Here is a 12,458-nt window from a genome sequence, read left to right as displayed (position 1 = left end):
TCAATTAAAATCAGTACCAAATAGCCAATATAAAACAGTCTATTTAAAAACCAGATATCTTTAGACAATGACCTATCTACAGTGTTTAATAAATTTCCTAATATAAAAATTAGAGTACTTATTGATAGGTAAATAAGCACTCCAGCATTTATATACATAAACTTTCCAGGTTTGCTTAACGAGTTATATAAGTGAAAAATAGAATATATAACTAGTGGAAACGAAGTGATAAAAATTTCTAACAGATTAAACTTGTAATATAAGTTAGGATTTGTAGCGTACTGTATTATTAAAATTAAGACTACTACAACACTAATTGCTTTTAAATATGTTTTTTGCTTTTTATTAAAGAGCTGATTATAAAACAATGACAAAAAAATAAACTGAAATATAAAATAGTAATGAGATAGAAATAAATTATCTTGTTTAATATTAAGTTCTTCATAAAAATGCACAATAATTAAGCTTGCAATTAGAATACAAAAAGTAAGCGTTAAATACGTCACAAAGTATTTAATTGTTTTGTTTTTATTATTTTTTAAATAACTGAATATATATAAAACGGTGTTTACAAAAAGTAATAATAAACTAAAATTTTTTAGAACATCGTCAATTACTTTCATTCCATTTTTATGGATTAAATAAAGGACTGTTTGGATCGCAATTGCTTGGGCAAGGTTCTGTAAAATCATACACTCCACTGCCATCTATCATTGCAATTTTTGCGGCTAAAGTTTCATCATAATCGTTAGACATAGCTTCATCTACCACAAGGTCTCTGTGTATTCCATCTTTATCCTTTAATGTTCCAACAATTAGTAACTTTTCGCTTAATGCTGTTGGTACATCGTTTTTTGGGCGTTTAATTGCCATATAGGCTCTTATTCCTGCACCATCAACATTTTGTATTTGGTAGTGACCATCTTGTTGCTCTGCCAATACATCCATTTCTTTAAGGCAAGCAATTAAATCATCCACAGGAATTAGAAATGCTTTTGCATGAAACCCATTTTCACTTTGCCACTTTTTTGCATAAATTTTAGCATCATGCATTTTAATAGTTTTTGCTGACATAATTTTAAGTTTTTATTGATTAATAGTTCTTAAAGCTACTAGTTATTTTTAACATAACACTATAAATTTTTGAAATCAGGTGTTTTTACTTGTTTTTATTCTCAGTACATCTACTCTCACATAACATCCTAATAATCAATAGTTTTGGAGTCGTTATTAATCAATAAAAACTTAAAATTATGGAACCATTTATTGCACAAATCCTCATGTTCGGAGGGAATTTTGCGCCACGAGGTTGGGCATTATGCGATGGACAATTATTAGCTATTAGCCAATACACAGCATTGTTTTCGTTAATAGGAACAACTTATGGAGGTGATGGACGCACAACGTTTGCATTGCCAGACTTACGAGGTAGAGCACCAATACATCCAGGTACTGGACCAGGACTTTCTAATATTAAAGGAGGTCAAAGAGGAGGTGCAGAAATTCATACATTAACAATTAATGAAATGCCAAATCATAACCACAGTGGCTCTGGACTTGGTATAGGCTGTAATGAGTCTGATGGAAATAGTGAAGAACCAAACGGAAGAAACCTTGGTTTAGCAACATCTGGAACGCCTTATAACAGTGATACTAATGATGCTACAATGGCAGCAGGAAATATAACTGGAGATACTGGACCACAAGGAGGAAGTCAGGCTTTTAATATAAGAAACCCTTATTTAGGAGTTAATTACATAATTGCATTGCAAGGTGTATTTCCGTCAAGAAGTTAACAAAAACAATAATAATCAAAGGTTATAAAATTTGTATAGCCTTTGATTTTCATCATTAAATTTAATATTATGAAAACAAAACTACATTTAACAGCATTTTTTATAAGTGCTTTACTTTTTAGCATTAATACTAATGCTCAAACTACATTGGCTTCTGGTGATGTTGCGGTGATTTATCATTTGTCGGAAACAAGCACAACACCAGAAGGAACTACAGCTAATATTGATAGAATTGGATTAGTACTCTTAACAGATATTGCTACAGGAACAACTTTTAAAGTTACTGAGAATGGAAGTAATAATGGTTCTACTTTAGAATTAGATGAAGGTGTAATTATATTTACAGCGCAAACTGATTTAACCGCAGGAACTGTAATTGATTTAGTGTCTAAAGACCAATTAAACCAAGGTAGAACAAGCAATATACCTTTAATTACAGATGGTAATTCACCTACAGGTTATGCAGTTTCTACTGCTGGAGACCAAACAATTGTATATACTGGACCTGAATTTGCACCAACGTTTATTTATAGTGCTTTTTTTGATGGCACGTCTTGGGACGATGTTGCTGCATGTGCTGGTAACTGTTCTGGAACAGAATCTGTGGAGCCTAGCTCAGGTATAACCTTTGCATTTGGTGCCACTCCTAATAGTGAGTTTGATAATTCTTGGTACACAGGACCTACCACTTTTGCTACTCCAGCCGAAGCGCTTACAGCTATAACTAATATAGCTAATTGGACTGGTGAGAATTCTAATGCTGGTACTGGAGAAGTCGCTGGAGATGCTATGGTTGCCAGTGGATTTACGTTTACTACGCTATCTGTTAATTTTAATCAATTAGACGCTTTGGCTTTATATCCTAACCCATCTAATGGTGTAATTAATATTAGAAATAATGGAATTAGCCTTGAAGAGTTACATATTACAGATCTAAATGGTCGTAAAATTGAAACCATTAACCTTAAGGGAACAACTGCTAATGTGACGTTAGACTTAACTTCGGAAATATCTTCTGGATTATATTTTGTATCTATTGTATCTAAAAAAGGGACAGTTACTAAAAAGCTAATTATTGAATAGTAATTTGTTTTATATTAAAAAACAAAAACTCCTAAAGTGATTTAGGAGTTTCTTTTGCGTTGTCTTGAGTTTTTTTGCAAAACTTTATTTGAAAATATTTCATATTAAACAAGAAATCACGACAGCTATATTTTAATTTGTCGCTCTATTTGTTGATCTAAAGAGATAAAGGTTTCTGTACGCGACACACCTTCGATAGACTGAATATCGTTGTTTAGTAAATGCATTAAATCGGCATTATCTTTACATAGAATTTTTATTAAAATACTCCAGTTTCCTGTGGTGTAATGGCATTCTAATACTTCTGGTATTTTTTTTAGCTGTTTTACTGCTTGCGGATTACTTATGGCTTTATCTAAATAAATACCTACAAATGCCATAGTTGTATAGCCTAATACTTTTGGATTAATTACAAATTTGGAGCCTGCGATTAAACCAGATTTTTCTAATTTACGTAAGCGTTGGTGTATTGCTGCACCAGAAATACCAACTTGCCTAGCTATTTCCAGAACTGAGGTTCTGGCATCTTCCATTAAGGCTCGTAATATTTTTTTATCGATACCATCGATTATAATGGTATTATTTTGAGTTTTCATTGTACTATAGTTTCAATTAAAAACTTAAATGTAGTAAAATGATTTTAATTTGAAACTAAAAGCTCGCGTTAAGGATGGAAGTGGCATCCTTTTTTTGCTGCCATAAATGGCAAAAAAAGATATAACGTACAGCCTGACGCTACTTAGCTTTCTTAAAAAAAGCTAAGTAGGGAAACGCTATAAAAAACTTAAAGATGTAATGGGTTGTAGCCTAAATAAGGAACGTGAGTTTCTTTAAAGGTAATGTCGTAATCTTCGAGTTCTTTAAGTATAGGCTCGTAAACTTCTTTTGTTATTGGGATTTGGACTCCTGGTGTTGTAATTTTGTTGTTTAAAATGGCTAAAGTTGCTATGGCAACTGGTAATCCAACGGTTTTTGCCATTGCTGTATAGGTTTGGTCTTTGCCTAATGTTACCATTGTGGCATCTATTTGGTGTTGTTTTCCGTCTAACTCGTAGCCAAATTTGTGATACATTACAATCATGTCTTTATCGTCTGGTGAAAGCGTCCAACTATCCATTAAGATTTTCTGTAAAATTTGTGCTGGTGTGGCTTTTTTAAGTTCTACCATTTTTTTAGAGTTGAAAATGTCTAACTCCAAAAACTTATCCCAAACAATATCGTCTTGGTCAATTTTTAAGGCATGCCTAAATTTAAGCTCCACAGAGTCTGTAGGACTGTATGGTAAAAAGGCGTTCACAAAATCGCGATAGCTCATGTTTTCGCTGTCGTCTATGGTGTAGCTATCGTCTGTCATGCCAAGTTGTACAAAAACATTCCATGCACGAGAGAAACCTACGCGTCGCATTGTACCTCTATATAGCGTTTTTACATCGTTTAATTTATAAACGCTTTGGTATTTTAAGGAATCTCTATTGGCATAGCCTTCAAAACGTCCATAACCTTCGACTTCTAAAAATTCGGTACGCCTAAACAACCTATTATAAGGTATATATTTAAAGGTGTTTTCTTGCAGAAACTTTGCTGCTCCACCTTGTCCTGCAACCACAACATTACGAGGGTTCCACGTAAATTTATAGTTCCATAAATTGGTGTCGCTTTCTGGAGCCACTAATCCACCAGTAAAGGATTCGAAAAGTATAATTTTACCACCTTTTTCTCTAATGCCATCTATAACTTGCATAGCACTCATGTGGTCTAAACCTGGATCTACACCAATCTCATTCATAAACACTAAACCTTTGGCTTTTACATCTGCATCTAAAGCTTGCATTTGTTCACTAACGTAAGATGCTGTAACCATATTTTTGTTGTAGGTTACACAGTCTTTTGCAACTTCTATATGAAAACGTGCTGGTAACATTGAGATTACAATATCTGCATTTTGTACTGCTTCTACACGAGAAGATGCATCAAAAACATCTAATGTTATTGCTGTAGCATTGGGATGATTGCCAAGTAAGGCTTTGGCATTTTCTATGTTGAGATCGCCTACAGTAATGTGTAGGTTTTCGGTTTTAGATTTATCTAGTAAATATTTTATTAAATAGGAAGTGGATTTTCCGGAACCAATAACTAAAATCTTTCGCATAATCGTTTTTGTTGAGTAATTTTGTATTGTTGCGAATGTAGTAAAATTGGATTGGGATAAAAACGAAAACGTATAATTTATATGAACAAAAAGGTGTTAATTTTAGGAACAGTTTTAGGATTGTTGAGTGTGGTTTTAGGTGCTTTTGGAGCACATGGATTAAAAGACGCTATTACTGCGGAAAACATACAGACTTTTGAAACAGGAGTTAAATACCAAATGTATCATGCTTTATTGCTTTTATTTGTTGGTTTGTCTAATCAAGTCACTCAACAAACAAAAAAAACAATTTTTTACTTAGTGTTAATTGGTATTGTGTTTTTCTCTGGTTCTATATATGGTTTAGCTACTAATAGCATGTCTAGTTTCGATTTTAAATCTATTGCTTTAATAACTCCAATTGGAGGTTTGCTATTAATAGTAGCTTGGTTGATGTTGTTAATAAACTTTGTTAAAAATAATAAGAATTAACCTTTTTTTTTAAGCGTAGTCTTATAATAATATGTAATTTTGCAAGACAAAACAACTCAAACAATTATGGTAAACCATACAAAGACTACGAAATCGATTTCGCTAGACCACTACGGAATTAAAAATGCCAAAGTTAAATACCAATTATCACCAGAAGAACTTCACAACATTACAATAGAAAAAGGACAAGGTGTTGAAGCCTCATCTGGAGCTCTAGCTGTTAATACAGGTGAGTTTACAGGTCGTTCTCCAATGGATCGTTTTATTGTTAAAGATAAGATTACAGGAGATAAAGTATGGTGGGGAAATATTAATATTCCTTTTGAACCAGATGCTTTTGATAAATTATACGACAAGGTTGTAGATTATCTTTCTGAAAAAGAAGTTTTTGTGAGAGATAGTTATGCCTGTGCAGACGAAAACTACAAACTGAATATTCGTGTTATTAACGAGTATCCTTGGAGTAATATGTTTGCCTATAATATGTTTTTACGTCCTACAGAGGAGGAGCTTAAGCACTTTGATGCAGAATGGACTATAGTTAATGCGCCTGGTTTTATGGCAAATCCAGAAGTTGATGGTACCAGACAACATAATTTTGCCATTTTAAACTTTACAAAAAAAATAGCCTTAATTGGAGGAACTGGTTATACTGGCGAAATTAAAAAAGGAATATTTTCTGCTTTAAACTTTATACTTCCAGTAGATAAAAACACTTTACCAATGCATTGTAGTGCAAATGTTGGTAAAGATGGAGATACAGCAATTTTCTTTGGTTTATCTGGAACAGGAAAAACAACATTATCTACAGATTCTGAAAGGAGTTTGATTGGTGATGATGAGCATGGTTGGACTGCAGAAAATACTGTTTTTAATTTTGAAGGTGGTTGTTACGCTAAGGTTATAAACCTATCTCAAGAACAAGAACCTGAAATTTATGGAGCGATTAGAAAAGGAGCAATCCTAGAGAACGTTATTTTAAATGATAAAGGTGAGGTTGATTTTTCAGACACTTCAATTACACAGAACACAAGGGTTAGTTATCCTATTTATAACATCGATAATATACAACAACCCTCTATTGGTAAAAACCCAAAAAACATATTCTTTTTAACAGCAGATGCATTTGGAGTTTTGCCTCCAATCTCTAAATTAACACCAGCACAAGCGGCTTACCATTTTATTTCTGGTTATACAGCTAAAGTTGCAGGTACAGAGGCAGGAGTTGTAGAACCACAACCTTCTTTTTCTGCATGTTTTGGAGCACCATTTATGCCTTTACATCCTACAAAATATGCTGAGATGTTAAGTAAAAAAATGAAAGAATCTGGAGTTAACGTATGGTTAGTAAACACAGGATGGACAGGAGGTCCTTATGGTGTTGGAACACGTATGAAACTTAAATATACAAGAGCAATGATTAATGCTGTTTTAAATGGCGATTTAGGACTGTATAATTATAACGATTACCATATACACTCTGTGTTTGGAGTAGCACAACCAAGAACATGTCCTGGAGTGCCAAAAGAAGTACTTAGTCCAAGAACTACTTGGAACGACGATAAAAAATACTATACTACTGCGTTTAAATTAGCAAATGCCTTTAGAGAAAACTTTACGAAGTTTGAAGACAATGCATCTGAAGAAATTAGACGTGGAGGACCACAACGTTACGCTGAGTAACAGAAAATATTAGACACAAAAAAACCGATGCGCAAGCATCGGTTTTTTTTATGAGGTAAATTTTATGTTATTTACCTTTATTTACTTTATCTATATATTTTTTAAGCGCCATAGTCATAGAAGGTGTTTCTGGTGTTGGTGCAGCAATATCTACACGTAATCCTTTTTCTTCTACAGCCTTAATGGTTGTATTGCCAAACACAGCAATGCGTGTATCGTTTTGTTTAAACTCTGGGAAATTATGGAATAAAGATTCTATTCCGGATGGACTAAAAAATACTAATATATCGTAATACACATTAGCTAAATCAGACAAATCACTAATTACTGTTCTATAAAATACTGCTTCTTTCCAGGTTACTCCCAAATCATTTAATATTTGAGGAACTTCTGGTTTTAATTTATCTGTTGTAGGCAATAAAAACGTTTCGTCCTTATATTTTTTAATTAAAGGAGATAATTCCGGGAATGTACGCTTACCAACATAAATTTTACGTTTTCTGTACACTACGTATTTCTGTAAATAGTAAGCTACAGCTTCAGATTGACAAAAGTACTTCATGGTATCTGGTACTTTAAAACGCATTTCTTCTGCTACTCTAAAAAAGTGATCTACAGCATTTCTACTGGTTAAAATAATTGCAGTGTAATTTGATAAATCAACTTTTTGCTGTCTAATTTCTTTGGAAGGCACGCCTTCTACATGGATAAAAGGTCTAAAATCAATTTTAACTTTTTGTCTTTCCTGTAAATCAAAATAAGGGGAATTTTCTATTTTTGGCTCAGGTTGAGAGACTAAAATCGTTTTCACTTTCATATAACTAGCTTAATTTAGTTGCCTTTTGTAATATTTAAACCGTAATAAATTCATACAGTACAACATAAGGCGAAATTTCAAGTGCGCAAAGATACAAAATAAAATAAAACAAGTTGTTTTTAATTAATCTTTGATTGGCTTTATAAAATGAAAGAATTCCAAAAAAATAAAATGCAAAGACAATAACTCCCAAAACAATCACTAAAATAGTAGATGGAGTAATGCTATAAATTAAAAAGGCATTAATAGGCATTAGTACTAAACCTAAAAAGTTTTTAAAACTCATTTTATGAAATAAGTACTTATCTACAATACTATCAATATCAAATACACTTGCAATTAAACGCTCTAACATAATTTTAATTAACATAAAAGCACCAATAGCAAAAGCTAATTTTAATACTAGTATATCGATAGATTTAAACTCTAAAAACTGTTGTTTTAACATTAAAAAACAAAAAATGGCAATAGAAAGCACAGTGTTTATGTAAAGTAATGCGTCAAAACCATCAATAAATTTCTGGTCTTTTACATATTTTTTTAAATACTTGGAGTTTATAGAAATGGTAATAAACTCGTTAAAACGCTTTGCGAATTTGGTTTTAGCAGCAGCTAATGCTATTAAGCAGACTAAAAATAGCAGAGTAAAAAAATCGTTAAAAGCCACTTCTCTAAGCATGCTATAAAATTATTATAAATTATCTTAGTTTACACTTAATATTAAGGAATATTTAAAAAAAAAGAGTTTATAAAAATGTACATTTGCATTGTTTTTATAAGCCATTTGATGCAAGACGCTATTGTAATTATTCCTACTTACAACGAGATAGAAAATATTGAAGCTATTATTCATGCTGTATTTTCTCAATCGATAGCTTTCGATGTGCTTGTAGTTGATGATAATTCGCCAGATGAAACTTATAAAAAAGTTGAAGTATTACAAGAGCAATATAAAAACCGTTTGTTTTTAGAAGTACGATCGGAAAAAGCAGGATTAGGTACTGCTTACATACATGGATTTAAATGGTGCTTAAAACGAAGTTATGAGTATGTTTTTGAGATGGATGCCGATTTTTCACATAACCCAAAAGATTTAGAGCGTTTGTATAATACCTGTAAGATTGATGGTGCAGATGTAGCTATTGGAAGCAGATATATAAAAGGAGTAAACGTCGTAAATTGGCCATTAAGCAGAGTTATTTTATCGTATGGAGCATCGTTTTATGTGCGCTTAATTACTGGTATGAAAATTAAAGATGCAACTGCAGGCTTTGTATGTTATAAACGAAAAGTGTTAGAAACATTAAATTTAGACGCTATTAAGTTTGTAGGTTATGCGTTTCAAATAGAAATGAAATTTAAGTCCTATCTTAAAAAATTTAAAATTATTGAAATTCCTGTGGTGTTTACCGATAGGATAAAAGGGAAGTCGAAACTGAGTTCAAATATTATTTCCGAAGCTATATTTGGAGTAATTACAATGAAGTTTAACAGTGTTTTTAAAAAAGAAAAATAGAAAATGGAAAATAAAATTACATTAATTAAAAATGCTAAGATTGTAAACGAAGGCGAAATTTTTAATGGAGATATTTTAATTGAAGGGGAGTTTATTAAACAAATAAGTCCATCAATTAGTGCAAAATCTGCAGATGTACATATTTTTGATGCCGAAGGACAATATGTTTTACCAGGTGCAATAGACGACCAAGTACATTTTAGAGAACCAGGTTTAACACATAAAGCCAATATAGAAACAGAAAGTAGAGCTGCAATAGCAGGAGGTATTACGTCTTTTATAGAAATGCCAAACACCAATCCGCAAACCACTACAATCGAAGCTTTGGACAATAAGTTTGATATTGCTGCCAAAACAGCGTATGCCAACTACTCATTTATGTTTGGTGGTACAAACGATAATTTAGACGAGATTCTTAAAGTTGACAAAACCAAAGTCGCCGCTTTAAAATTGTTTTTAGGCTCATCTACAGGAAATATGTTAGTGGATAATCCAGAAGTTTTAGAAAAAATATTTTCGAGTACAGATATGCTTATTGCTGTACATTGTGAGGACGAAGCAACTATAAGAAAAAACACAGCAATTTATAAAGAACGTTATGGCGATGATATTCCTGTACATTTTCATCCCATAATTCGTAGTGAAGAGGCTTGTTATATATCCTCATCGCAAGCTATAGAACTCGCTAAAAAAACAGGAGCACGTTTGCATGTTTTCCATTTATCTACTGCAAAGGAAATGGAATTATTTACTAATAGAATTCCATTAAAAGAGAAGAAAATAACAGCAGAGGTTTGTGTGCATCACTTGTGGTTTTCTAGTGAAGACTACGAGGAGAAAGGCACAAAAATTAAATGGAATCCTGCTGTAAAAACACCAAAAGATAGAGACGCTTTATTAAAAGCATTACTAGAGGATAAAATAGATGTTATTGCTACAGACCATGCGCCACATACTATAGAAGAAAAGGATAACGTGTACACAAAAGCACCTTCTGGTGGACCATTAGTGCAACACGCTTTACCAGCATTGTTAGAAATGCATCACAAAGGAAAAATTTCAATTGAAAAAATAGTAGAAAAACTATGCCACAATCCAGCCATATTATTCGAAATTGAAAAACGTGGTTATGTAAAGGAAGGGTATTATGCAGATTTAGTGTTAGTAGATTTAAATAACCCTTGGACTGTAAAAAAAGACAATATATTATACAAATGTGGTTGGTCACCTTTTGAAGGCACAACCTTTAAATCTCGAATTACACACACCTTTGTAAATGGAGGTTTAGCCTATAAAAATTTTAAATTTTACGACACTAAATATGCCAAACAATTAACGTTTAATCGCTAAAAATGGAATTAGTGTTAATAGTATATAGTAAAACAAACACATATAAAAACAGATGAAACATTTTTTAACGTTAATAATTGTAACTCTTTGTTTTACGGCTTGCTATAAAGTAAATAAACCAGACACTCCAGATAATTTAATACCAGAAGATAAAATGGTTGCTATTATTTTAGACATGTCCTTATTTTCTTCTGCTAAAGGCTTAGACAAAAAAACGTTACAAAAAAATGGTGTAGTTCCAAAACATTACGTGTACACAAAACATAAAATAGACAGTACTCAATTTGCTTTAAGTAATGAATATTATGCGTATAATGTGAAAACCTATGAGAGTATTTATGCTAGAGTTAAAGATAGTTTGAATAAGCTAAAAAAAATATATAAAGAACTAGACGAGAAAGAGAGTGAGGAGAAAAGAGTTACAGACTCAATTAATAAATTAAAAAGAAGAGATTCTTTAAAAAAGTATAATATTAAATTAAAAAGAGAGCTAAATAAGCCAGATCAATCTATTAACAGACAAAAACCAAATCCAGTAGTTAATTAATACTTATTTAACATCCTTCAAGAACAAAGCGCTAGTATCTTTTATACTTTTCTCAACAGGAATAAAGGTATAATTTAAAGCTGTTTTTACTTTACTATTATCAAATTCGCTTTTAGAACGTGCAGAGTTAGCGGTTTGTTTGGTGAGTTTTCTGCTTTTTCCTGTAAGTTTTTGCTTAAGCCAATCTAATCGCCAAGCCATTTGTAAAAGTAATTTTCCCGCTTCTTTTTTTGGAGGCGAAACCTTTAGGGATTTAGCAATAGCTTCAGTAAATTGTTTAAAAGACCAATTTGCAGCAATAGTAATATAGCTCTCGTTTTTAATTGTACTTTCCATTAGTTGTTTCATTATAGCAACAACATCTAAAACATCTACATAACCAGTGCTTCCTGAGGTATAATGCGATAAGCCTTTATACACCCATTTAAAAAGGTAACCACTACCTGTATGCCAATAACCAGGACCAATAATAACTCCTGGATTTACAATCACAGCATCCAAACCTTCTTGTGTGCCACGCCAAACCTCCATTTCTGCACCATATTTAGTAATGGCATAAACGCTATTATCGTTTTCAGGATTCCATGCTGTGGTTTCGGTAATTAATTTATGGTCCAATTCTTTGCCTAAAGCAGCAATAGAACTCACATAACATAGTTTTTTTACACCATAGGCTAAACTAAGGTTTACAATATTTGCAGTACCTTCTATATTGGTTTTTCGTAAGTTGTGGTAGCGTTTAGGATCAAAAGAAATTAATGCAGCACAATGGTAAACATAGTCAATATCCTTAAAAGCTTCCGTTAAATCTGGTATATTAGAGAGCTCTGCTTTTACCCAAATTATAGTTTTAAATAAGGCATCGTAATCTTCAGTATAATAAGAAAAAACGTGTTTTACTGAGGCTAGTTTAGCTTCGTTTCTGTAAGTTGCTTTTACTGTTTTGCCATCACTTACCAAAGTGTAGAGTAAATGAGAGCCTACTAAACCTGTTCCGCCTGTTACTAAAATCATAGAATACTAACTTTATTCAAAAATAGTCTTTT

The 12,458-nt window shown here is 32.2% G+C and carries 13 protein-coding genes; 7 read left to right on the top strand and 6 right to left on the bottom strand.

The genetic code is table 11. The features are described from left to right. Nucleotides 1–630: 630 nt before the first annotated feature. The gene (locus tag ACVC5O_RS15295; protein ID WP_452222341.1) at nt 631–1,074 is read right to left on the bottom strand and encodes a hypothetical protein; all 444 of its coding nucleotides are present in this window, start codon (nt 1,072–1,074) and stop codon (nt 631–633) included. Between the two features lie 179 nt (nt 1,075–1,253). Between ACVC5O_RS15295 and ACVC5O_RS15290 the strand changes: the two genes are divergently transcribed. After that, on the top strand, nt 1,254–1,796 hold the full coding sequence (locus tag ACVC5O_RS15290) for a phage tail protein (protein ID WP_452222340.1): 543 nt from the start codon (nt 1,254–1,256) through the stop codon (nt 1,794–1,796). A gap of 69 nt (nt 1,797–1,865) precedes the next feature. Further along, on the top strand, nt 1,866–2,879 hold the full coding sequence (locus ACVC5O_RS15285; RefSeq protein ID WP_452222339.1) for a T9SS type A sorting domain-containing protein: 1,014 nt from the start codon (nt 1,866–1,868) through the stop codon (nt 2,877–2,879). 125 nt (nt 2,880–3,004) lie between these two features. Here ACVC5O_RS15285 and ACVC5O_RS15280 read toward each other — a convergent pair whose 3' ends face one another. Next, nucleotides 3,005–3,475: an Lrp/AsnC ligand binding domain-containing protein gene (locus ACVC5O_RS15280; RefSeq protein ID WP_452222338.1), complete on the bottom strand. Its 471-nt coding sequence runs from the start codon at nt 3,473–3,475 to the stop codon at nt 3,005–3,007. Between the two features lie 188 nt (nt 3,476–3,663). Further along, on the bottom strand, nt 3,664–5,028 hold the full coding sequence (locus tag ACVC5O_RS15275) for a saccharopine dehydrogenase family protein (protein WP_452222337.1): 1,365 nt from the start codon (nt 5,026–5,028) through the stop codon (nt 3,664–3,666). A gap of 81 nt (nt 5,029–5,109) precedes the next feature. On the opposite strand from ACVC5O_RS15275, the gene ACVC5O_RS15270 reads away from it, so the two are divergent. Together ACVC5O_RS15270 and pckA are read left to right on the top strand one after the other, a co-directional pair. Next, nucleotides 5,110–5,499, top strand: a complete 390-nt coding sequence (locus tag ACVC5O_RS15270; RefSeq protein WP_452222336.1) for a DUF423 domain-containing protein — start codon at nt 5,110–5,112, stop codon at nt 5,497–5,499. Nucleotides 5,500–5,565: 66 nt separating this feature from the next. Then, entirely contained in the window at nt 5,566–7,182 is a 1,617-nt protein-coding gene (gene pckA, locus ACVC5O_RS15265; RefSeq protein ID WP_452222335.1) for a phosphoenolpyruvate carboxykinase (ATP), read from the top strand. A gap of 67 nt (nt 7,183–7,249) precedes the next feature. Here the strand turns inward: pckA and ACVC5O_RS15260 are convergent, their stop codons facing one another. Together ACVC5O_RS15260 and ACVC5O_RS15255 are read right to left on the bottom strand one after the other, a co-directional pair. Then, nucleotides 7,250–7,999, bottom strand: a complete 750-nt coding sequence (locus tag ACVC5O_RS15260; RefSeq protein ID WP_452222334.1) for a uroporphyrinogen-III synthase — start codon at nt 7,997–7,999, stop codon at nt 7,250–7,252. Between the two features lie 34 nt (nt 8,000–8,033). Further along, on the bottom strand, nt 8,034–8,678 hold the full coding sequence (locus ACVC5O_RS15255) for a DUF4271 domain-containing protein (RefSeq protein WP_452222333.1): 645 nt from the start codon (nt 8,676–8,678) through the stop codon (nt 8,034–8,036). Nucleotides 8,679–8,786: 108 nt separating this feature from the next. Between ACVC5O_RS15255 and ACVC5O_RS15250 the strand changes: the two genes are divergently transcribed. The 3 genes from ACVC5O_RS15250 to ACVC5O_RS15240 are packed head-to-tail and all read left to right on the top strand — an operon-like array spanning nt 8,787 to nt 11,412. Then, entirely contained in the window at nt 8,787–9,515 is a 729-nt protein-coding gene (locus ACVC5O_RS15250) for a polyprenol monophosphomannose synthase (RefSeq protein WP_452222392.1), read from the top strand. A 3-nt stretch (nt 9,516–9,518) separates the two neighbouring features. Beyond that, entirely contained in the window at nt 9,519–10,865 is a 1,347-nt protein-coding gene (locus ACVC5O_RS15245; protein WP_452222332.1) for a dihydroorotase, read from the top strand. A 52-nt stretch (nt 10,866–10,917) separates the two neighbouring features. Beyond that, the gene (locus tag ACVC5O_RS15240) at nt 10,918–11,412 is read left to right on the top strand and encodes a DUF4296 domain-containing protein (protein ID WP_452222331.1); all 495 of its coding nucleotides are present in this window, start codon (nt 10,918–10,920) and stop codon (nt 11,410–11,412) included. Nucleotides 11,413–11,415: 3 nt separating this feature from the next. Here ACVC5O_RS15240 and ACVC5O_RS15235 read toward each other — a convergent pair whose 3' ends face one another. Further along, entirely contained in the window at nt 11,416–12,426 is a 1,011-nt protein-coding gene (locus tag ACVC5O_RS15235) for an NAD-dependent epimerase/dehydratase family protein (RefSeq protein WP_452222330.1), read from the bottom strand. Between the last annotated feature and the right edge of the window lie 32 nt (nt 12,427–12,458).

The sequence above is a fragment of the Lacinutrix salivirga genome (genome assembly GCF_053604675.1).
Note: the sequence above shows the minus strand (reverse complement) of the source record. Positions and strands in the feature narration are given on the sequence as shown.